Here is a 20,643-nt window from a genome sequence, read left to right on the forward strand (position 1 = left end):
ATGGGTGTTGCGAGGGATGTCCCTGACGGTAGCGGATCAGCTCTTGGCGGGTGAAGAAGCCTCGGGAAGTCTCAGCAAACCCGAACCTGCGACTCCCACGACCGCGGCGAGGACCGCCGAGCCCCAGGAGAAGACGTACGCGTCGGAGGCGCCGAACGCCTCGGTGAGCCGCCCGCCGGCCCAGGCGCCGATCGCCACGCCGAACCCGATCGAGGTCGAGATCCACGCCATTCCCTCAGTGAGCAGGGACGGCGGCACCAGCCGCTCGGTCAGGGAGAAGCCCGTGATGAGCGTCGGCGAGATCGCGAAGCCGGCCAGGAACAGCGCCCCCGCCATGATCCACGCGTCGCCGATGAACATGATCGGCACCAGCCCCACCACGAACAGCCCGAGCGCCCGGACGAACCGCCCGCGCAGCGAGATCTTCCAGTGTCTCGACCCGAACCACAGCCCCGACACCATCGAGCCGCCCGCGAACGCGGCCAGCAGGAAGCCGGCGGACCCCTTCACGCCGTGCTCCTCCGCGAACGCCACCGAGATCAGGTCCACGGAGCCGAACACCGAGCCCAGCGCCAGGTCGACACAGGCCAGCAGGGCGATGCCGGGGATCAGGATGGGCGTGCCTGACGCCGATCTGACCGGCTGCACGGGCGGCTGGGTGCGCCGCTGCGCCGCCAGCGCCAGGCAGCCGAGGAGCATGAAGATCAGGGCCACGACCAGCCCCGCGTACGGGTTCACGGCGGTGGCCAGCACCGTGACCAGCGCGGGCCCGGTGACGAAGACCACCTCGTCCACGACCGACTCGAAGGCGAACGCGGCGTGCAGCTTGCCCGAACCGCCGAGGATGGCCGACCAGCGGGCCCGCACCATCGACCCGATGGACATCGAGGTGGCGCCGACGAGCAGGCCTGAGGCGTACAGCGTCCAGTCGGGCAGCCCGAACCCGGCGCAGAGCATCAGCGAGACCAGCGCGAGCGCGTTGACGACGGAGAACGGCGGGATGATCTTGCTCTGCCCGAACCTGTCCACGAGCCGGCCCGACAGGGGAGCGGCGACGGCGAAGGCCACGTTGGTCATGGCGGCGACCCCGCCCGCGGTGGCGTAGGACGTGGTGAGCGTGGAGATCAGGAGCACGATCCCGATGCCCTGCATGGACATCGGCATGCGGCCGACGAAACCCGCCAGCGCGAACCCCTTGACGCCGGACCCGTCGAACAACCCCCGGTAAGGCCCGACCACGCCTTTTCCTCCTTACTTGAGCCAGCTAACCATTGCGCACCGTATGTCCGGATGGCAAGTGATTTATCGGCGGGGTGGGTTAACGTGGCCCGGTGTCCGGTCTTCCCTCCTTTCGTGCGGTCATGCTCATGGTCATCGCCGTCCTCGCGGTCACGGCCGCGGCCGGCGGCATCGTCGTGATCATGGGCGACGACGTGGTCAGGACCGCGCACGAACCCGTACGCAGGCAGGTCTCGCCGCGCCAGTCGCAACCGGCGCCCCGCCTCGACAAGCTCGTTCCCACGGCCGAGCCGGTCAAGGAGTTCGGCAAGGGGGGACCCGGGATCACCTCGACCCCGCCGCGCGTGCTGGCCATCGCCGCGGGCACCGTGCCCAAGAGGACCAGGTTCGCCCTCGGGACCCTCAAGCACGTGCAGAAGGTGATCGTGGTGGACGCGGGCGCGGTCAAGGTGTCGGGCACCGCGCTCAACCTGCTGGCCGTCGACCCCGCCGACTTCCGCTCCTGGACGCCGCAGCCGGTCGCCGACCAGCCCGCCGTGTGGAGCGCGCTGGCGCGGGGCGAACTGGTGGCCGACGCGGGCTCGATGCGCAAGTTCGGGATGATCCTGGGCGCCATGTACCAGGTGGACGGCGGGCCCAGGCTGCGCGTCGCGGCCTCGGCCACGCTCGGGCTCACGGGCGTGGACGGGCTGGTCGGCGCGGACCTGGGCAAGGCGCTGGGGTTCGCGCCGGGGGTCGCGGTGCTGCTGCACGGCAAGGCCGGCAAGATCAGTGAGGCGGGGGTGCGCAAGCTGCTCGGCAAGGGCTCGCAGGTGGTCGTGCTGGACGCGGCGCACCGTACCGTCAAGCAGCAGCAGAAGCCGCAGAACACGGTGACCGTGGGCCGCCCCGGCAGCTACCTCGACCTGTACAAGGCCGCGGCCACCCGCTGCCCGGGGCTGTCGTGGACGGTGCTGGCGGCCATCGGGCAGGTGGAGAGCGGGCACGGGCGCAACAACGGCCCGTCCAGCGCGGGCGCGCTCGGGCCGATGCAGTTCATGCCCGCGACCTGGAAGCACTACGGCGTGGACGGCGACGGCGACGGCAAGACGGACATCTGGAGCCCGTACGACGCGGTGCCGGGCGCGGCCAACTACCTGTGCGCCAACGGCGCGGGCCAGGGCGGCGAGAAGTTACGCAAGGCGATCTGGTTCTACAACCACTCCTGGGACTACGTGAACAAGGTCATGGGGATCGCCGAGGCGTACGCCAGAACCTATACCTGAGGACGCCTGCGAGGCGCGGGGCAGCAGGTCGGCGCGCATGGGACAGGCTCCGGCTCGTCCATCAGCTCGCGCACCATCTGGACGAAGCGCGGGTGCGTGCCGGCCGTCGCCGCCCGCTCCAGGGGCAGGCCCAGCTCGGCGGCCACCTGCCTGGCCTCCGTGTCGAGGTCGTAGACGACCTCCATGTGGTCGGAGACGAACCCGATCGGCACCAGCACGACCGAACGGGCGTCCGTCTTGCGCAGGAAGTCGCAGACATCCGGCTCCAGCCACGGCACCTGGGGCGGGCCGCTGCGCGACTGCCAGACCAGGTCCCACGGCTGGGTGCGGCCGAGCGCCTGGCTGACCAGCTCGGCGCTCCTGCGGAGCTGCGCCTCGTACAGCCCGCCCGACGGCCCCGCGGTCTCGGCCATGGAGACGGGGATGCTGTGGGCGGTGAACACCAGCCGGGCGTCGTCACGGCCGAGCCGCTCCAGCGCCGCCCGCGTGTGGTCGGCCATCGCGGCCACGAACCCCGGGTGGTCGCCGAAGTGCCGCATCTTGACCAGCTCGGGGCCGCCCTCGACGGAGATCCTGGCGATGTCCTCGTAGTACTGGCGGCAGCTCGAGTAGCCCGCGAACGCCGACGTCGCGAACACGGCCGCCTTCCTGATCCCGTCGTCCTTCATCCGGCGCACGGTGTCCTCGCCGAACGGGTGCCAGTTGCGGTTGCCCCAGTAGACCGGCACGCCCGCCACCGGGCGCAGCGCCTCGACCAGCTCGCGGTTCTGCTGGTTGATCGGGCTGACCCCGCCGAAGCCCTGGTAGTGCTCGGCCACCTCGAGCAGCCGCTCGCGCGGCACGCCCCGGCCGCGCACGACGTTCTCCAGGAACGGGATCACGTCGTCCGGCCCCTCGGGACCGCCGAACGACAGGACGAGCAGCGCGTCGTAATTTCCCACGTGACCACAGTAGGGGGAAGTGCGGGCGCCCCTCGCGGCGGATCTCCGGGACCGAGCCGCCTCACGAGGAGAGGCCATGGACAGGTAGGTTCGATTGAGTGAGCGCATTTAACGACATACGCGACTATGTGGCCATCCCTCGGGTTCTCTCGCTGAGGCTCTCGCCCGACGGCTCCAGGCTGATCTCGACGGTCCAGTCACTCAACCCCGACGGCAAGTCCTTCGGCACCGCGCTCTGGGCGATCCCGGTCGACGGCGAGCCGTACCGGCTGACCCGCTCGGCGAAGGGCGAGTCCGCCGCCGTCTTCACGGACGCGGGCGACGTGCTGTTCACCTCCGCCCGCCCCGACCCCACCGTCAAGGACTCCACCGACGAGGTGCCCTCGCTCTGGCTGCTGCCCCGTACGGGCGGTGAGGCCCGCCAGGTGGCCACGCGCCCGGGCGGCATCGGCGCGGTCCGTACGGCCGGTGACGTCGTCGTGTTCGCCGCCGACGTGCTCGACGGCGAGGAGGCGGCCGATGAGGCCAGGCGCAAGGCCCGCAAGGATGCCGGGATCAGCGCCGTCCTGCACGAGGGCTACCCGGTCCGCTACTGGGACCACGACCTCGGCCCGGGCCGCACCCGGCTGTTCGCCGCCAGGCTCGGCGCCGACCGCCTGGAGGACGTGCGCGACCTCACCCCCGACGCGGGCGAGGCGCTGCGCGACGCCGCGTTCGAGCTGACCCCCGACGGCGCCACGATCATCACGACCTGGCGCACGTACCTGCCGAAGGGTGAGAACCGCACCGACCTGGTGGCCGTGGACGTGGCCACCGGCGAGCGGCGCACCGTGCTCACCGAGGACCGCCACGACTACACCGGCCCCATCGCGATCTCGCCCGACGGAGGCAAGGTCGCCTGCTCGCGTGAGCGGTTCACCGGGCTGGACGTCTCGGCGCGCAGCGAGCTCTGGATCGCCGACCTGGCCACCGGCGAGGGCCGCGCGTACGCGCCCGACCTGTTCCCCTCGGACATCGAGTGGGCGCCGGACTCTACGGCCGTCTACCTCGTGGCCGACCACCAGGGCCGCCGGCCGGTCTTCCGCGTCCCGCTGGAGGGTGAGGCCGCCCGGCTGACCCAGGACGACGCCGCCTACGCCGGGCTGAACGCCTCCTCCGACGGCGCCTTCATCTACGCCCTGCGCAGCGGCATCGCCCTCGCGCCCGCTCCGGCCAGGATCGACGTCGCGACCGGCGAGATCACCGACCTGCCCTCGCCCGCGCCGCGCCCCGAGGTGCCCGGCACGCTGACCGAGATCTCCGCCACCGCCGACGACGGCGCCACGATCCGCGGCTGGCTCGCGCTGCCCGAGGGCGCCTCCGCCGACTCGCCCGCGCCGTTCCTGCTGTGGATCCACGGCGGCCCGGTCGCCTCGTGGAACGACTGGCAGTGGCGCTGGCAGGTGTGGCTCATGACCCAGCGCGGGTACGCCGTACTCATGCCGGACCCGTGCCTGTCCACCGGCTACGGGCAGGAGATGATCGACCGCGGCTGGGGCAACTGGGGCCCGCGCACCCAGGCCGACCTCGACGCGATCGTCGACGTGGCCCTGGCCAGGGACGACATCGACAGTGAGCGCATCGGCGCGATGGGCGGCTCGTACGGCGGCTACATGGCCAACTGGCTCGCCGGCCACAGCGACCGCTACAAGGCCATCGTCACCCACGCGTCCCTGTGGAACCTCGACCAGTTCGCCGGCACCACCGACGCCTCCATGTACTGGCAGCGCGAGTTCGGCGAGCCCGGCTCCGAGCGGTACGCGCTCCTGTCGCCGCACCACTCCCTCGAGAAGATCACCACCCCGCTCCTCGTCATCCACGGCGACAAGGACTACCGCGTGCCGATCGGCGAGGGTCTGCGGCTCTGGTGGGACCTGCAGCGCACCGAGGTCGAGTCGAAGTTCCTGTACTTCCCCGACGAGAACCACTGGATCCTCAAGCCGGGCAACGCGATCGCCTGGTACGAGACCGTGTTCGCGTTCCTGGCCCAGCACGTGCTCGGCGAGGAGTGGAAGCGCCCGGACTCGGTGGCCTGATGACGGATTTCCTGCGACTGGCCGAGGACATCGCACGCGAGGCGGGCGACATGCTGCTCGCCAAGCGGCCCACGATGTCCGAGGAGGTCGAGACCAAGTCCAGCCCCACCGACGTGGTCACCGCGCTCGACACGGCCTCGGAGGAGCTCATCCGCGAGCGCATCCTGGCCGCCAGGCCCGATGACAGGATCCTCGGGGAGGAGGGCGGGGAGGAGCCCGGCGAATCGGACGTGCGCTGGGTCGTCGACCCGATCGACGGCACCGTCAACTTCCTGTACGGCCTGCCCGACTGGGCGGTGTCGATAGCCGTCGAGGTGAACGGCCGGGTCGTGGCCGGGGTCGTCAACGTGCCCACACGCGGCGAGGTCTACACCGCCGCGCTCGGCGAGGGCGCCTGGCTCGGCGGTGAGCGGCTGCGCTGCAACACGGGAGTGCCGCTCGCGCAGGCGCTGGTGGCGACCGGGTTCGGCTACTCGGTGGCCAAGCGCGCGGTCCAGGGGCAGGTCGTCGCGGCGGTGCTGCCCCGGGTGCGCGACATCAGGCGCGGCGGCTCGTGCGCGATCGACCTGTGCTCGCTCGCGGCCGGCCGCGTGGACGCCTATTACGAGCGCGGCATCAACCCGTGGGACTTCGGCGCGGCCGGCCTGGTGGCGACCGAGTCGGGGGCCCGCCTCGAAGGACTGCACGGCAAGCCGGTCAGCCCGGAGTTCGCGCTGTGCGCGGCGCCGGGCCTCTTCGAGGAGCTGCACGACCTCCTGGCGCCGCTCGACCCGGAACGCGACGCCTGACCGCCGTACCTCATGATGAGACGCGAAACGGCCGGAGCCCTGGGCTCCGGCCGTTTCCGGGTGGCTAGCGCGGCAACGGGATGCCGTGATCGTCGGCCAGCCGTCGTAGGTCCTCGATCTCGGCGGTGAGCGTGTCGGCGAGGTAGTCGTCGCCGGTGCTGCGGGCCTCCCGAAGGCCCTTATAAGCCTGGTCGAGGCGGTGTTCGATCGTGGTCGTGAACTCGCCCATCTCACCTTCTCTCTGGGGTCCGGTCCGTGCCTGGGGCGAAGTACGCCCATTGCCGGGAAATGGGTGTCCCGCAGGCATACCCCGGCTTGTCGCCCCCCGAAACATGAATTTCTCTCTCCCGTGCCTGACCACGGGGTCACCCACCCCTGAACATGGCTTACCGTGCGCTTATCGACACTGTGAGCAGAATGAGTGACCACAATCGGAGAGAGGTGCATCAGGCGTGCGGGTGCTGGTGGTTGAGGATGAGCGGGTGCTCGCCGACGCGATCGCGACCGGCCTGCGGCGCGAGGCCATGGCGGTCGACGTCGCCTACGACGGGGGCGGCGCCCTCGAGCGGACCTCGTACATCGACTACGACGTGATCGTGCTGGACCGCGACCTGCCGGTCGTCCACGGCGACGAGGTGTGCCGCCGGCTGGTGGAGCAGCGGACCGCCTCGCGGATCCTGATGCTGACCGCGTCGGGCGACGTGGACGACAAGGTGGAGGGTCTCGGCCTGGGCGCCGACGACTACCTGGCCAAGCCGTTCGTGTTCATCGAGCTGGTCGCCAGGGTGCGCGCGCTCGGCCGCCGCTCCGCCCCCGCCCTGCCGCCCGTCCTGGAGCGCGCCGGGATCCGGCTCGACCCGGGCAAGCGGCTGGTGGAGCGCGACGGCAAGGAGGTCGTGCTGACCAAGAAGGAGTTCGCGGTGCTCGAGGAGCTGATGCGGGCCGAAGGCGCCGTGGTCAGCCAGGAGGACCTGCTGGACAAGGCGTGGGACGAGAACATCGACCCGTTCACGAACGTGGTCCGCGTGACCATGATGACGCTGCGGAAGAAGCTGGGCGAGCCTCAGGTGATCGAGACTGTGCCCGGGGTTGGGTACAAACTGTGACTGAAAGGCCAGAGCGCGAAGCCGGGCCGACGCATCCGATGATCAGCCCGCATTCGGCGAGGAAGGCGACGCGCGTGCAGGAGGCGCCGCCGCCCAGCGGGCCGCCCGCCTGGGACGGCCCGCCTCCGCCGGCGCACGCTCCGGTGCAACGGACGACGATGGAGCGTATGAGGGCGCTCCCCGCAAAGGTCAGCATCCGCTGGCGGCTGACGCTCACCTACGGCGCGCTGGTCTTCGCGGCCTCCGTGGTGCTGTTGTTCTCCGTCTACTCGATCGTCGCCCAGGCCATCGACAACAACTGGCCGACGCTCAACTTCGGGGGCTTGCAGGACCAGCTCGTCTGGCAGGACGCGCAGCGGCAGGCCGTGACGGCCGCTCAGAACGCGTTGCTGCGCAACTCCTTGCTGGCGCTGGTCGGCGTGGGCATCCTGTCGCTCATCATCGGCTACTTCGTCGCGGACCGGGCGCTGCGGCCGGTGGCGAAGATGACCGCCACGGCGCGCAAGCTCTCCGAGAGCACGCTCGCCCACCAGCGCATCGCCCTCGAAGGCCCCAATGACGAGCTGAAGGAGCTGGCCGACACGTTCGACGCCATGCTCACGCGCCTCAACGTCGCCTTCGACACCCAGCGCAGATTCGTGGCCAACGCCTCCCACGAGTTGCGCACCCCGCTCACGATCAACCGTACGGTCCTCGAGATCGCCCTCTCCGATCCCGAGGCCTCTGAAGATCTCAAAGCGCTCGGCCGTACCCTCCTCGAGGTCAACGCGCGTAACGAGAAACTCATCGAAGGGCTGCTGCTACTGGCGAGGAGCGAGCGCGAGCTCGCCGTGCGCAAGCCCGTCGACGTTCAGGAGGTCGCACAGACGGCCGTGGAACAGGTCCAGCCATTCGCCCAGGAACACGGGGTGACGGTGGTGACCGATCTGGTCAGCGCGCCTACCATCGGCGATCCCGTGCTGTTGGAGCGGTCCGTCAGCAACCTGCTGGAGAACGCGGTCAAGTACAACATTCCCGAAAACGGAAAAGTCTGGATCCGGACGGGAATGGTGGACGGTGCCTTGGTTGTTCAGGTGGCCAACACAGGGCAACATGTCCCGGCGTACGAGGTGAACAGCCTGTTCGAGCCGTTCAGGAGGCTCCATGCGGACCGCGTGGAATCAGCCAAGGGAGCAGGGCTCGGGCTGTCCATCGTTCGTGCGGTGGTGCAGGCGCACGGTGGAGATGTGGCTGCCGTGCCTCGCGATGGTGGAGGGCTGGTCGTGACGATTCGGCTACCGAGACGCTGAGGCTCGTGTTGCTCGGGTGCGTTCATCCGCGTGTTGATGTACGGGGGGCGTCTCGTTCTGGCCACACATGTGGTTGGATGTGCCGTCGAACACGGTGGTGCATGGCGCCAAGGCTGTGGGTTTCGCCATATTTGGCTAACCATTGCCGACGGCAGCAGGCACTGACGTGTTGGGAGGTTCGTTGTCTGTTCCCGCGGGGTACCGATGGGAAATCTCCTCGACGGAACGGGCACAAGATGGGCTTCCTGGACGTTAGAAGACGCGCGATGAGCGCGAAGACATATAGATGAGGGGGATGGAGTAAGCACAATGGCTACCGACTACGACAGCCCGCGCAAGACAGACGACGACCTGGGTGAGGACAGCCTCCAGGAGCTGCAGGCGCGCCGCACGGACAAGTCGTCGGGCAGCATCGACATCGACGAGACCGACCTGGCCGAGTCGCTCGAGCTGCCCGGTGCGGACTTGTCGAACGAAGAGCTCTCCCTGCGGGTCATTCCCCGCCAGGCCGACGAGTTCACCTGCTCGCGCTGCTTCCTGGTGCACCACCGCAGCCAGCTGGCCTCCGAGAAGAACGGCCAGCAGGTCTGCCGGGAGTGCGCCGCCTGATCGACTGGAGCGAAATGCTCGGGGTAAGGACACGTACCGGCCCTGAGCGGTCGCGACCATGAGGACGGAGGCATCGCGTGGCCCAGCCTGAGAAGGACAAGCACACGGAGAACGAGATCGCCGGCCCCGACAACGAGGTCGGCGAACTCGTAGGCAAGCTCACGGCGCCCGGCGAGCTGGAGCCGGCCGAGCGGCGCAGGCTGCTCGGCCGACTAGCCCAGGCACTGGCCAACGGGGCGAAGAAGGCGCGAGCCAACGGAGCGGGCCGGGGGCGCTGGCTGGCCGACGTCTTCCTCAACATCGCGCCCCGCATCCCGATCAGGGACCTGCACACCCTTTCCGAGCACCACCACGGCCTGACCGGCGAGCAACTCGCCGACGATCTTGTACGCACCGCCCAGAAGGCCACGATGACCGTCGGGGCCATCGGCGGAGCGCTCGCGGCGGCGGAGTTCGCCGCACCGCCTCTTCTGCTCTCAGCCCCCGCGCAGCTCGTCGCCGAGACCATCGTGGTCGCCGCCATCGAGGTCAAGCTTCTGGCCGAGCTGCACGAGGTCTACGGTGTCCGCGTCCAGGGCTCCGGCGCCCAGCGCGCGGTCGCCTTCACGGCGGCCTGGGCCAAGCAACGTGGCATCGACCCCCTCACGCCCACGTCCGTCTCGCTCGCGCTCGGCGCGGCCACCAAGACCGCCCTGCGCAACCGCCTCCTCCGGACTCTCGGCCGCCACCTGACCACGCTCGGCCCCTTCCTCACGGGAGCGATCGCGGGCGGCGCGCTCAACCGGATGGCCACCAAGAAACTCGGCGAAGCCGTACGCAATGACCTGCGGGTCAAGCGGCCGGCCGTGCCTCCTGCTCCTGAAAGGCCGCGCCCCGAGTTAGACGCGTAGGCCGCTGAAGGTCATCTTGAGCAGCGCGTCGGCCAGGTCGTCCGCCGAGGCGCCGCGCGCCGGTTGATACCACTCGGTGATCGAGTTCACCGTGCCGAACAGCAGCCGGGTGACCAGGGCCGGGTCCACGTCCGGCCGGATGCTCCCCTCCACCGCCGCCTCCTTGACCAGGTGGCTGATGAACTTGTCGAACTCCCGCCGCCGCTCGAGCGCCGCCTGCTCGGTGCCGCTGTTGCCGCGCACCCGCAGCAGCAGCGTCACGTACGGGAGTCGCTCGACGAGGATCCGCACGCTCTCCCGTACGGCCCACTCCAGCCGGTCGATCGCAGGGCCTGAAGCGGCTCGCTCGTCGGACACCACCGCGAACAGCCCGTCGAGCGCCCGGTCGAGCGCCCGCGCCAGCAGCTGCTCCTTGCCCGGCACGTGGTAGTAGATGGCCGACTTGGTGACGCCGAGCGCCCGCGCGAGATCCTCCATGCTCGTCCCGTCATAGCCGCGCTCGTTGAAGACGTCGACGGCGATGGCCAGCACGGACTCGGGATCGTGTCCGCGTTTGCGCTGACGGGTGGGGGTCGGAGGGGCCATGCGCTAATTATCCCGCTTGTCGATGACTCGTTTGAGCTTGCCGACCGAGCGCTCCAGCGTCTCCGGGTCCACGACCTCGACCTCCACGCTCACGCCGACGGTGTCCTTGACGGCCTTGCGCAGCCGCTCGCCGGCCTCTGCCCGGCTCGCGAAGCCGGGGCGGGCCTCGACCCGCACCGTCATCACGTCGAGCCGGTGCGGGCGCGTCAGGTGGAGCTGGAAGTGCGGTGACAGGCCCTCGGTACGCAGCACGAGCTCCTCGATCTGGGTCGGGAACACGTTCACGCCGCGCAGGATGATCATGTCGTCCGTACGGCCCGTCACCCTCTCCATGCGCCGGAACGCGGGCCGGGCGGTGCCGGGCAGCAGCCTGGTCAGGTCGCCCGTGCGGTAGCGGATCACCGGCATGGCCTCCTTGGTGAGGCTGGTGAAGACCAGCTCGCCCGCCTCCGACGGCTCGCCGGTGAAGGGATCGACCGTCTCCGGGTAGAAATGGTCCTCCCAGACGTGCAGGCCGTCCTTGCTCTCGACGCACTCGCTAGCCACGCCGGGGCCGATCACCTCGGACAGGCCGTAGATGTCCACGGCATGCAGGTCGAAGCGGTCCTCGAGCTCCTCGCGCATCCGCTCGGTCCACGGCTCCGCGCCGAAGATCCCGATCCGCGGCGACGACGCGCGGGGGTCGAGCCCCTGCCGCTCGAACTCGTCCAGCAGGGCCAGCATGTACGACGGCGTGATCATGACGATGTCGGGCCGCAGGTCCGTGATGAGCTGGACCTGGCGGGGCGTCATGCCGCCCGAGACCGGCACCACCGTGCAGCCCAGCCGCTCGGCCCCGTAGTGGGCGCCCAGACCGCCGGTGAACAGGCCGTACCCGTAGGCCACGTGCACGATGTCGCCGGGCCGGCCGCCGGAGGCGCGGATCGAGCGGGCCATGACGTCCGCCCAGAGGTCCACGTCGTGCCCGGTGTAGCCCACGACGGTCGGTCTGCCCGTGGTGCCGCTGGAGGCGTGGATCCTGGCCACCTGCTCACGCGGGACGGCGAACATGCCGAACGGGTAGCAGTCGCGGAGATCCTGCTTCGTGGTGAAAGGAAATTTCGCCAGATCGCCGAGCTCTTTACAATCGCTCGGATGAATGCCCGCATTATCGAATTTTTGCCGATAAATCGGGACATTTTGGTAAGCGTGGCTAAGTGTCCGTTGGAGTCGGTCGAGCTGGAGTGAATTGAGCTCGTCGCGGGAGGCCCGCTCAATGGGATCAAGCTCGTCCGGCGCGGGGGATTCGCCGAGTCTCACGCAAGTCTCCCTTGTCAACTGACCGAATGTTCGGTAAACACTTCACCGTCCGGACTTATCTGTGTCAAGAGGGTGGACACCATGTTCGAGCAGCACCGCGAGACTCTGGAGAAGGCGCTGTCCGCCATCGCCGAGCGGGGATACTGGAGCGCTTTCCCCGAGTCGCCGAGTCCCCGGGTTTATGGCGAGGGGGCGGCCGAGCGGGGCAAGGAGGCGTTCGAGTCCTACCTCGGCAAGCCGTTCCCCCTCGACCAGCCGGGCACCGGGTCCTGGATCGGGGCGGAGCGTTCGCCGTACGGGATCGATCTCGGCGTCACCTACCCGGAGCCGCTCGTGGACGACCTGATCGCGGCGGCGAAGGCGGCGCTGCCGGCCTGGCGGGACGCGGGGCCGGAGGCCCGCGCGCTGGCCTGCGTCGAGATCGTCCACCGGATCAACCAGCGCAGCTTCGAGCTGGCCAACGCGGTGCAGCACACGACCGGGCAGGCGTTCGTGATGGCCTTCCAGGCGGGCGGGCCGCACGCGCAGGACCGCGCCCTCGAGGCCGTCGCGTACGGCTACGCCGCCATGACGTCCTCGGCCTCGGCGGCCCGCTGGGAGAAGCCCGCCAAGGGCGACCCGCTGGTCATGGAGAAGCGCTTCACGGTCGTCCCCAGGGGCGTCGCGCTGGTGATCGGCTGCAACACGTTCCCGACCTGGAACGCGTACCCGGGGCTGTTCGCCTCGCTCGTCACCGGCAACCCGGTGATCGTCAAGCCGCACCCGCGCGCGGTGCTGCCGCTCGCGATCACCGTGCAGATCGCCCGCGAGGTGCTGGCCGAGGCGGGCTTCGACCCCGCGCTGGTCTCGCTGGCGGTGGAGGAGGGCCGGGGGCTGGCCAGGACGCTCGCCACCCATCCCGACATCCGCGTCGTCGACTTCACCGGCTCGACGGAGTTCGGCGGCTGGCTGGAGGAGAACGCCCGCCAGGCGCTCGTGCACACCGAGAAGGCGGGGGTCAACACGATCGTCGTCGACTCCACCGACTCGTGGCGCGGCATGCTGGGCAACCTGGCGTTCTCGCTGGCGCTCTACAGCGGCCAGATGTGCACGGCGCCGCAGAACATCCTGGTGCCTGCGGGCGGCATCGAGACCGACGAGGGGCACAAGAGCTTCGACGACGTCTGCGCCGGGCTCGCGGGCGCCGTCGGCAAGCTGCTCGGGGACGACGCCCGGGCCGTCGAGCTGACCGGGGCCATCGTCAACCCGGACGTGCTGGCCCGGGTGGAGGACGCGTCGTCTCTCGGCGAGGTGGTGCTGGAGTCGCGCGCCCTGAAGCACCCGTCGTTCCCGGACGCGGTGGTGCGGACGCCGGTGATCGTGAAGGTCTCCCCGGACGAGGCCGAGGTCTACGGACGCGAGCACTTCGGGCCGATCTCGTTCGTCATCCCGACGGGATCGACGCAGGAGAGCCTCGACGTGCTGCGCCGCACCATCAAGGCCAGGGGCGCGCTCACCGCCGCCGCCTACTCGACCTCCTCCGACGTGCTCGACGAGGCCGAACGGGCCGCCATCGACGCGGGCGTCAACCTGTCGTGCAACCTGACGGGCGGGATCTTCGTCAACCAGTCGGCCGCCTTCAGCGACTACCACGGCACCGGCGCCAACCCGGCCGCCACCGCCTCGCTCACCGACCCCGGCTACGTGGCGGGCCGCTTCCACATGGTCCAGTCCCGCCGCCCGGCATGACCTCACCCGCGCTTGCCCGCCGCCTGGAGTGCGCCGGGACGTGTGGGGCAGTGGGTCGCGCGGAGGAGGGGTGACCGCTTTCCTGGAGGAGGGGTGATGGCCAAGCCGTTCGCTTCGTCGGCGGATCTCGCGGAGAAGGAGCAGTCGCTGGAGGTGCTCGCCGAGGGCGTGTACGCGCTCACGGCCGAGGGCGACCCGAACGTGGGCGCCGTCGAGGGCGAGGACTTCCTCGTGTGCTTCGAGGCGCTGGCGACGCCCGTGGCCGCTCGCCAGTGGCTGGCCAGGCTGCGCGAGCACACCGCCAAGCCGGTCAGGTACCTGGTGCTGTCGCACTACCACGCGGTCAGGGTGCTGGGCGCGTCGGCGTTCGGCGCGGACGTGATCGTGACGCACGACAAGACCCGCGAGCTGATCGCCGAGCGCGGCGAGCAGGACTGGGCCAGCGAGTACGCCAGGATGCCCCGCCTGTTCAAGGAGCCCGGGTCGATCCCGGGGCTGACGTGGCCGACGGCGACGTTCAGCGACGCGTTCACCATCGACCTGGGCGGCGACAGGGGCGACCTGGTGCTGGCCCACTGCGGCCGGGGGCACACCGAGGGCGACCTGGTGGCCTGGCTGCCCAGGCAGCGCGTCATGTTCGCCGGCGACCTCGTCGAGTCCCAGGCCGCCCTCTACACCGGCGACGCCTTCCACCGCGACTGGGCTGCGGCGACCCTCGACAAGGTGGCGTCGTTCGGGGCGGAGACGCTGGTCGGCGGCAGGGGGGCGGTGGCGCGCGGCAAGGAGGGCGTGGACGCGGCCATCGCTCAGACGCGCGACTTCCTGACGGTGATGCTGCGCGAGGTGGGCGCGGCGGGAACGCTCAAGGAGGCGTTCGAGCGCACGCACGCGGCGCTGGAGCCGAGATACGGGTCCTGGCCGATCTTCGAGCACTGCCTGCCGTTCAACGTCTCCAGGCTCTGGGACGAGCTGCACGGCGTCGAGCGGCCGCGCATCTGGACCGCCGAGCGCGACCGCGAGGTCTGGGACCAGCTGCAGTCATGAACGCCCAGGTCATCGTCGTCGGAGCGGGTCCGGTCGGGCAGAGCGCCGCGCTGCTGCTGGCCCGCTGGGGCATCCAGGTGCTCGTGCTCGACGCGCGGGCGAAGCGCGACTCCACCGGGTCGAAGTCCATCTGCCAGCAGCGCGACGTGCTCGACATCTGGGCCGCCGCCGGCGCGGGCAAGATCGCGGACGAGGGCCTGGCCTGGACCACCGCCCGCACGTACTACCGCGACCGCGAGCTGTTCTCCTGGCAGTTCGAGCGCGAGGGGCCGTTGCCGGCCTGCGTGAACATCTCGCAGACCCGCACCGAGCAGATCCTGGACGAGGCCGTCGCTGCGCAGCCGCTCATCGAGGTGCGCTGGAACCACGAGGTCACCGGGCTCACCCAGGACGGCTCGGGTGTGACGGTCCAGTGCGGCCAGCGGCTGCTGCGCGCGCCCTACGTGCTCGTCTGCGCCGGCGCGAGGGCCCAGCGGGTACGCCAGGCGCTCGGCGTCACGTTCGACGGGGAGACGTTCGACGACCAGTTCCTGATCTGCGACATCAAGGCGGACCTGCCCGGCTGGGAGAACGAGCGCCGCTTCTACTTCGACCCCGTCTGGAACCCGGGCCGCCAGGTGCTGATCCATCCCTGTCCGGGAGGCACGTTCAGGATCGACTGGCAGATCGCGCCCGACTTCATCCCAACAAAAGTCGATATTTCGCGAAAAGTCCGGCAGATCATCGGCGACCGGCCGTACGAGCTGCTCTGGCACAGCACGTACCGCTTCCACTCCCGCCTCGCCTCCCGCATGCGCGTCGGCCGGGTCCTGCTGGCCGGTGACTGCGCCCACCTGGTGGCCCCGTTCGGCGCCCGGGGGCTCAACTCCGGCGTGCCCGACGCCGAGAACGCGGCCTGGAAGCTGGCCTTCGCGCTCAACGGCTGGGCCGGGCCGGGGCTGCTGGAGTCGTACCACGCCGAGCGGCACGCGGCCGCGCTGGAGAACCTCGAGATCACCGCCGCGACCATGCGCTTCCTCGTGCCGAGGACCGTGGAGGAGCGCATGCGCAGGCGGGCCGCGCTGGAGGGCGGCCTGATGGCGGAGGTGGACTCGGGGCGGTTCGCGGAGCCGTACTGGTACGTGGACTCGCCGCTGACAACGCCCGAGCCGACGCGGCCGTTCGGGGGCAGGCCGCCGAAGGGAGCGCCGTGCGGGCCCGCGCCCGGTGTGATCCTGCCTGACATGCGGCTTCCCGGCGGGAGGCTGCGGGAGCTCTGCCGTGACGGTTTCCTGCTCCTACTGGGTGAAATGTGCGATTCGCGTTTGTTTGTGCAGGTCCTGGGCAAGGTCACTACGGCGCCCCTCGCTGTGCGCGGGCTCGCCGAGATCGACGGGCTCGCCGAGAGGCTCGGCGCCGGACCGGATGAGGCATGGCTCATCCGGCCCGATTCTCACATCGCTGCGATCATCCCCCATGCGGGTCCGGAGTCGGTGACGGACGCGTTCCGCCGCGCGCTCGGTGAAGAGGAGGAGACTGCGTGACTGGCCGTAGTTCGTTTCTGATCGTCGCGAACCGCTTGCCGGTGGACCGGACGATCGAGCCTGACGGAACGGCCTCGTGGCGCAGGAGCCCAGGAGGGCTCGTCACCGCGATCGCACCGGTGATGCAGCGCCGCCACGGGGCCTGGCTCGGCTGGCACGGAGCCGCCGACGAGAAGCTGGAGCCGTTGGAACAGGGCGGCATGAACCTCATCCCGATCCCGCTCTCGGCCGAGGAGGTGGAGCTCTACTACGAGGGCTTCTCCAACGCCACCCTGTGGCCGCTCTACCACGACGTGGTCGCGCCGCCCGTCTACCACCGGCCGATGTGGGACGCGTACCGCGCCGTCAACGAGCGCTTCGCGAACGCCGCCGCCGAGGTCGCCGAGAAGGGGGCGGTGGTCTGGGTGCAGGACTACCAGCTCCAGCTCGTCCCGGCCATGCTCCGCAAGCTGAGGCCCGACCTGCGGATCGGGTTCTTCCTGCACATCCCGTTCCCGCCGACCGAGCTGTTCTGGCGGCTGCCGTGGCGCAAGGAGCTCGTCGAAGGGCTGCTCGGGGCCGACCTGGTGGGCTTCCAGCTGCCCGGTGGGGCCTCCAACTTCCGCCGGCTGTGCCGGAGGCTGCTCGGGCTGCCGTACAAGGGGAACGAGATCTTCCTCGACGACCGGGTCGTGACCACGCAGGCCTTCCCCATCTCCGTGGACTTCGGGCAGCTCGACGCGCTGGTGCGCGACCCGCAGATCATGGCGCGGGCCAAGGAGATCAGGGTGGAGCTGGGCGACCCCGAGCACGTGCTGCTCGGCGTCGACAGGCTCGACTACACCAAGGGGATCGGGCAGCGGCTGGAGGCGTTCGGCGAGCTGCTCAACGACGGGCAGCTGAAGACGAACGAGGCCGTGTTCGTGCAGATCGCCACGCCCAGCAGGGAGCGGGTGGAGGAGTACAAGCGGCTGCGTGACGACATCGAGCTGCAGGTCGGGCGGATCAACGGCGAGCACGCGCAGCTCGGCTACCAGCCGGTCCAGTATTTCCACCAGTCGTACGACCACTCCGAGCTGGCCGCGCTCTACCTCGCCGCCGACGTCATGGTCGTGACCCCGCTGCGCGACGGCATGAACCTGGTGGCCAAGGAGTACGTCTCCTGCCACCACGACCTGCACGGCGCGCTGGTGCTCAGCGAGTTCGCCGGGGCCGCCGACGAGCTGCGCCAGGCCTACCTGGTCAACCCGTACGACGTGGAGGACGTCAAGCGGCAGATGCTGGCCGCGATGCGGGCCACGCCGCACGAGCTGGCCCGGCGGATGCGCACGATGCGCCGCCGGGTGGCCACCTACGACGTGGACCGCTGGGCCAGCGAGTTCCTCAGTGCCCTGGAGTCACCTGCTTCACAGACTTCCATGCGTCATAGCGCTTCTTGGCGGTCCGGTTGACCACGATCTGCGCCACGGACATGCCGACACCCATGAGGACGGCGTAGCCGATCGCCTCGCCCATGCTGACCTCGGGCGAGTCTGTGTCGAGAGGCGGCTCCTTGCCGGTCGCCTTCACCCAGACGAACCCGAGGATCTTCCTCGCCGCCCAGGCGGTCGCCAGCCCCGTCAGACCGCCGATGACGCGCCAGGCGATATCGGGCTTGTCCTCCGCCATGCCGATCTCCCTTCCCCTTTGTAACGAACACTAGTCTGTACCGCTTGTCACGCCTGCGAAGCCGTACCATAAGGAGGCATGACTCAACAGCGACTACGCCATGCCTCCATGCCGGAAAAACCGTCTCTCGACGGCTTGGAGCAGGTATGGGTAGCGCGCTGGGAGGAGCAGGGCACCTACCGCTTCGACCGCTCCAAGTCGCGCGAGCAGGTCTACGCCATCGACACGCCGCCGCCGACCGTCTCCGGTTCGCTGCACGTCGGTCATGTCTTCTCCTTCACCCACACCGACATCATGGCCCGCTACCGGCGGATGACCGGCAAGGCGGTCTTCTACCCGATCGGCTGGGACGACAACGGCCTGCCCACCGAGCGCCGGGTGCAGAACGTCTACGGTGTGCGCTGTGATCCGTCGCTGCCTTACGATCCGGACTTCGTTCCACCAGACAAGCCCGGCAAACGCGAGGTCTCCATTTCGCGGCGCAATTTCGTGGAGCTGTGCCACAAGCTGACCGCCCTGGACGAGCAGGCGTTCGAGGAGGTCTGGCGGCGGGTCGGCCTGTCGGTCGACTGGTCGCTGCTCTACACCACGATCAGCGACGAGGCGCGGGCGGTCTCGCAGCGTGCGTTCCTGCGCAACCTGCTGCGCGGCGAGGCCTACCTCTCCGAGGCGCCGACGCTGTGGGACGTGACCTTCCGCACCGCCGTCGCCCAGGCGGAGCTGGAGGACCGCGAGTGGCCCGGCGCGTTCCACAAGATCTCGTTCTACGGCGAGAAGGGCCCGGTCTTCATCGAGACGACCAGGCCCGAGCTGATCCCCGCGTGCGTGGCGCTGGTCGCCCACCCTGACGACGAGCGCTACCAGCCGCTGTTCGGCACCTCGGTGCTGACGCCGCTGTTCGGGGTCGAGGTGCCGGTGCTGGCCCACCGGCTGGCCGAGCCCGACAAGGGCACCGGCATCGCGATGATCTGTACGTTCGGCGACATCACCGACGTCACCTGGTGGCGGGAGCTGCACCTGCCGACCCGGCCGGTCATCGGCTGGGACGGCCGGCTGCTGCCCGAGCCGCCCGAGGGCGTGGAGGCGGAGCCGTACAAGGAGCTGGCCGGCAAGACCGTGCACAGCGCGCGCGAGCGGATCGTGGAGCTGCTGCGCGAGTCCGGCGACCTCGAGGGCGACCCGAGGCCCGTCTCCCGCACGGTGAAGTTCTACGAGAAGGGCGACAAGCCGCTCGAGATCGTCACCACCCGCCAGTGGTACATCCGCAACGGCGGGCGCGACGAGGAGCTGCGCGCGCGCCTGCTCGGGCGCGGGAGCGAGCTGAGGTGGCACCCGCCGCACATGCGGGTGCGCTACGACAACTGGGTCGAGGGGCTCACCAGCGACTGGCTGATCTCGCGCCAGCGCTTCTTCGGCGTGCCGTTCCCGGTGTGGTATCCGATCGACGAGTCGGGCCAGCCCGTCCACGACGCGCCGATCGTGCCGTCGGAGGACATGCTGCCGGTCGATCCGTCCTCCGACGTGCCGCCCGGCTACACCGAGGACCAGCGCGGCGTGCCCGGCGGGTTCATGGCCGACCCCGACGTGATGGACACCTGGGCCACCTCGTCGCTGACGCCGCAGATCGCGGGCCGCTGGGGGACCGACGACGACCTGTTCAAGCGGGTCTTCCCGGCCGACCTGCGGCCGCAGGCCCACGAGATCATCCGCACCTGGCTGTTCTCGACCGTGGTCAGGTCGCACTACGAGTTCGGCGACCTGCCGTGGAGCGACGTCGCGATCTCCGGGTGGATCCTCGACCCCGACCGCAAGAAGATGTCCAAGTCCAAGGGCAACGTCGTCACCCCGCTCGCCCTGCTGGAGCAGCACGGCTCCGACGCGGTGCGCTACTGGGCGGCCAACGGCCGCTACGGCGTGGACACCGCGTTCGACGCCGGTCAGCTCAAGATCGGGCGGCGGCTGGCCATCAAGATCCTCAACGCGTCCAAGTTCGTGCTCGGGCTGGCCGAGAGCGAGGGCTCGGGATCGGGCAGGGTCACCGAGCCGCTCGACCTGTCCATGCTCGCGGCCCTGTCAGGCGTCGTACGCGAGGCCACGGAGGCGTTCGAGTCCTACGACCACACCAGGGTGCTGGAGGCCGTGGAGCGCTTCTTCTGGGCGTTCTGCGACGACTACCTGGAGCTGGTCAAGGCCCGGGCCTACGAGTCCGGCCCGGCCGCCGCCTCGGCCCACGCGGCGCTGCGGCAGGCGCTCGACGTGCTGCTGCGGCTGTTCGCGCCGTTCCTGCCCTTCGTCACAGAAGAGGTGTGGTCGTGGTGGCGCGAGGGCTCGGTGCACGGGGCCCCGTGGCCCGCTCTTCCGCCCGGGGCCGGGGACCCGGCCGTGCTGGCCGTGGCCTCCGAGGTGCTCGGCCAGGTGCGCAAGGCCAAGTCGGAGGCCAAGCTGTCCATGCGGGCCGAGGTCTCCAGGCTCACCGTCTCCGCGCCCGACGTCGGGCTTGTCCGCCAGGCTCAGGACGACCTTTGTGCCGCGGGCAACGTGGAGGAGTTCGTCCTGGAGTATGGTGACGAGCTGAGAACCGAGGTCCACCTGGGCTGACGTCCGGATGGCAGGAC

18 protein-coding genes are annotated in these 20,643 nt (G+C 70.0%); 12 read left to right on the forward strand and 6 right to left on the reverse strand.

The window, feature by feature from the left end; genetic code table 11:
- Nucleotides 1-36: 36 nt before the first annotated feature.
- Entirely contained in the window at nucleotides 37-1,239 is a 1,203-nt protein-coding gene (locus tag ABD830_RS48585; RefSeq protein WP_345002390.1) for an MFS transporter, read from the reverse strand.
- Between the two features lie 92 nt (nucleotides 1,240-1,331).
- Between ABD830_RS48585 and ABD830_RS48590 the strand changes: the two genes are divergently transcribed.
- Entirely contained in the window at nucleotides 1,332-2,504 is a 1,173-nt protein-coding gene (locus ABD830_RS48590) for a lytic transglycosylase domain-containing protein (RefSeq protein WP_345002391.1), read from the forward strand.
- Here ABD830_RS48590 and ABD830_RS48595 read toward each other — a convergent pair.
- A complete protein-coding gene (locus tag ABD830_RS48595; protein ID WP_345002392.1) occupies nucleotides 2,495-3,445 on the reverse strand; it encodes a ferrochelatase in 951 nt (316 codons plus the stop codon). The genes ABD830_RS48590 and ABD830_RS48595 overlap by 10 nt on opposite strands.
- Before the next feature lie 98 nt (nucleotides 3,446-3,543).
- Here ABD830_RS48595 and ABD830_RS48600 point away from each other — a divergent pair, with 98 nt between their 5' ends.
- Nucleotides 3,544-5,520 carry a prolyl oligopeptidase family serine peptidase gene (locus tag ABD830_RS48600; RefSeq protein WP_345002393.1) on the forward strand — a complete coding sequence of 659 codons (1,977 nt, stop codon included), beginning with the start codon at nucleotides 3,544-3,546 and terminating at the stop codon, nucleotides 5,518-5,520.
- Nucleotides 5,520-6,308 carry an inositol monophosphatase family protein gene (locus ABD830_RS48605; protein ID WP_345002394.1) on the forward strand — a complete coding sequence of 263 codons (789 nt, stop codon included), beginning with the start codon at nucleotides 5,520-5,522 and terminating at the stop codon, nucleotides 6,306-6,308. Before ABD830_RS48600 ends, ABD830_RS48605 begins: the two co-directional genes overlap by 1 nt.
- 64 nt (nucleotides 6,309-6,372) lie before the next feature.
- On the opposite strand, the gene ABD830_RS48610 is transcribed toward ABD830_RS48605, so the two are convergent.
- Nucleotides 6,373-6,537, reverse strand: coding sequence for a hypothetical protein (locus ABD830_RS48610; RefSeq protein WP_165969927.1), 165 nt, complete (start codon nucleotides 6,535-6,537; stop codon nucleotides 6,373-6,375).
- 223 nt (nucleotides 6,538-6,760) lie between these two features.
- Between ABD830_RS48610 and ABD830_RS48615 the strand changes: the two genes are divergently transcribed.
- From ABD830_RS48615 to ABD830_RS48630, 4 genes are all read left to right on the forward strand, one after another.
- A complete protein-coding gene (locus ABD830_RS48615; protein WP_138693059.1) occupies nucleotides 6,761-7,414 on the forward strand; it encodes a response regulator transcription factor in 654 nt (217 codons plus the stop codon).
- A 38-nt stretch (nucleotides 7,415-7,452) separates the two neighbouring features.
- Nucleotides 7,453-8,703: a sensor histidine kinase gene (locus ABD830_RS48620; protein WP_425567267.1), complete on the forward strand. Its 1,251-nt coding sequence runs from the start codon at nucleotides 7,453-7,455 to the stop codon at nucleotides 8,701-8,703.
- 309 nt (nucleotides 8,704-9,012) lie between these two features.
- On the forward strand, nucleotides 9,013-9,312 hold the full coding sequence (locus tag ABD830_RS48625) for a DUF4193 domain-containing protein (protein WP_020542847.1): 300 nt from the start codon (nucleotides 9,013-9,015) through the stop codon (nucleotides 9,310-9,312).
- 77 nt (nucleotides 9,313-9,389) lie between these two features.
- Nucleotides 9,390-10,202: a hypothetical protein gene (locus tag ABD830_RS48630; RefSeq protein WP_345002396.1), complete on the forward strand. Its 813-nt coding sequence runs from the start codon at nucleotides 9,390-9,392 to the stop codon at nucleotides 10,200-10,202.
- Here the strand turns inward: ABD830_RS48630 and ABD830_RS48635 are convergent.
- Nucleotides 10,191-10,787, reverse strand: a complete 597-nt coding sequence (locus ABD830_RS48635) for a TetR/AcrR family transcriptional regulator (RefSeq protein ID WP_345002397.1) — start codon at nucleotides 10,785-10,787, stop codon at nucleotides 10,191-10,193. The genes ABD830_RS48630 and ABD830_RS48635 overlap by 12 nt on opposite strands.
- A 3-nt stretch (nucleotides 10,788-10,790) precedes the next feature.
- Nucleotides 10,791-12,104: a phenylacetate--CoA ligase PaaK gene (paaK, locus tag ABD830_RS48640; protein ID WP_425567262.1), complete on the reverse strand. Its 1,314-nt coding sequence runs from the start codon at nucleotides 12,102-12,104 to the stop codon at nucleotides 10,791-10,793.
- A gap of 63 nt (nucleotides 12,105-12,167) precedes the next feature.
- Here paaK and paaN point away from each other — a divergent pair, with 63 nt between their 5' ends.
- From paaN to ABD830_RS48660, 4 genes are all read left to right on the forward strand, one after another.
- Nucleotides 12,168-13,814 carry a phenylacetic acid degradation protein PaaN gene (gene paaN / locus ABD830_RS48645; protein WP_345002399.1) on the forward strand — a complete coding sequence of 549 codons (1,647 nt, stop codon included), beginning with the start codon at nucleotides 12,168-12,170 and terminating at the stop codon, nucleotides 13,812-13,814.
- A gap of 96 nt (nucleotides 13,815-13,910) precedes the next feature.
- The gene (locus ABD830_RS48650) at nucleotides 13,911-14,858 is read left to right on the forward strand and encodes an MBL fold metallo-hydrolase (RefSeq protein WP_345002400.1); all 948 of its coding nucleotides are present in this window, start codon (nucleotides 13,911-13,913) and stop codon (nucleotides 14,856-14,858) included.
- Nucleotides 14,855-16,381 carry an FAD-dependent monooxygenase gene (locus tag ABD830_RS48655; RefSeq protein ID WP_345002401.1) on the forward strand — a complete coding sequence of 509 codons (1,527 nt, stop codon included), beginning with the start codon at nucleotides 14,855-14,857 and terminating at the stop codon, nucleotides 16,379-16,381. Before ABD830_RS48650 ends, ABD830_RS48655 begins: the two co-directional genes overlap by 4 nt.
- Nucleotides 16,378-17,811 (forward strand): alpha,alpha-trehalose-phosphate synthase (UDP-forming), encoded by a 1,434-nt coding sequence (locus ABD830_RS48660; RefSeq protein ID WP_345002402.1) that lies wholly within the window; start codon nucleotides 16,378-16,380, stop codon nucleotides 17,809-17,811. Before ABD830_RS48655 ends, ABD830_RS48660 begins: the two co-directional genes overlap by 4 nt.
- Here the strand turns inward: ABD830_RS48660 and ABD830_RS48665 are convergent.
- On the reverse strand, nucleotides 17,744-18,028 hold the full coding sequence (locus tag ABD830_RS48665) for a DUF4235 domain-containing protein (protein WP_345002403.1): 285 nt from the start codon (nucleotides 18,026-18,028) through the stop codon (nucleotides 17,744-17,746). The genes ABD830_RS48660 and ABD830_RS48665 overlap by 68 nt on opposite strands.
- Before the next feature lie 78 nt (nucleotides 18,029-18,106).
- On the opposite strand from ABD830_RS48665, the gene valS reads away from it, so the two are divergent.
- Nucleotides 18,107-20,626 (forward strand): valine--tRNA ligase, encoded by a 2,520-nt coding sequence (gene valS, locus ABD830_RS48670; protein ID WP_345002404.1) that lies wholly within the window; start codon nucleotides 18,107-18,109, stop codon nucleotides 20,624-20,626.
- Nucleotides 20,627-20,643: the final 17 nt, after the last annotated feature.

It is taken from the genome of Nonomuraea helvata (assembly GCF_039535785.1).
Lineage (GTDB): Bacteria > Actinomycetota > Actinomycetes > Streptosporangiales > Streptosporangiaceae > Nonomuraea > Nonomuraea helvata.

Bases quoted from the DNA above. Each gene is read 5' to 3' on its own strand.
- ABD830_RS48635 (WP_345002397.1), bottom strand. From the start codon at position 10,787: ATGGCCCCTCCGACCCCCACCCGTCAGCGCAAACGCGGACACGATCCC.
- paaN (WP_345002399.1), top strand. From the start codon at position 12,168: ATGTTCGAGCAGCACCGCGAGACTCTGGAGAAGGCGCTGTCCGCCATC.
- valS (WP_345002404.1), top strand. From the start codon at position 18,107: ATGACTCAACAGCGACTACGCCATGCCTCCATGCCGGAAAAACCGTCT.
- ABD830_RS48650 (WP_345002400.1), top strand. From the start codon at position 13,911: ATGGCCAAGCCGTTCGCTTCGTCGGCGGATCTCGCGGAGAAGGAGCAG.
- ABD830_RS48655 (WP_345002401.1), top strand. From the start codon at position 14,855: ATGAACGCCCAGGTCATCGTCGTCGGAGCGGGTCCGGTCGGGCAGAGC.
- ABD830_RS48610 (WP_165969927.1), bottom strand. From the start codon at position 6,537: ATGGGCGAGTTCACGACCACGATCGAACACCGCCTCGACCAGGCTTAT.
- ABD830_RS48605 (WP_345002394.1), top strand. From the start codon at position 5,520: ATGACGGATTTCCTGCGACTGGCCGAGGACATCGCACGCGAGGCGGGC.
- ABD830_RS48620 (WP_425567267.1), top strand. From the start codon at position 7,453: ATGATCAGCCCGCATTCGGCGAGGAAGGCGACGCGCGTGCAGGAGGCG.
- ABD830_RS48625 (WP_020542847.1), top strand. From the start codon at position 9,013: ATGGCTACCGACTACGACAGCCCGCGCAAGACAGACGACGACCTGGGT.
- ABD830_RS48665 (WP_345002403.1), bottom strand. From the start codon at position 18,028: ATGGCGGAGGACAAGCCCGATATCGCCTGGCGCGTCATCGGCGGTCTG.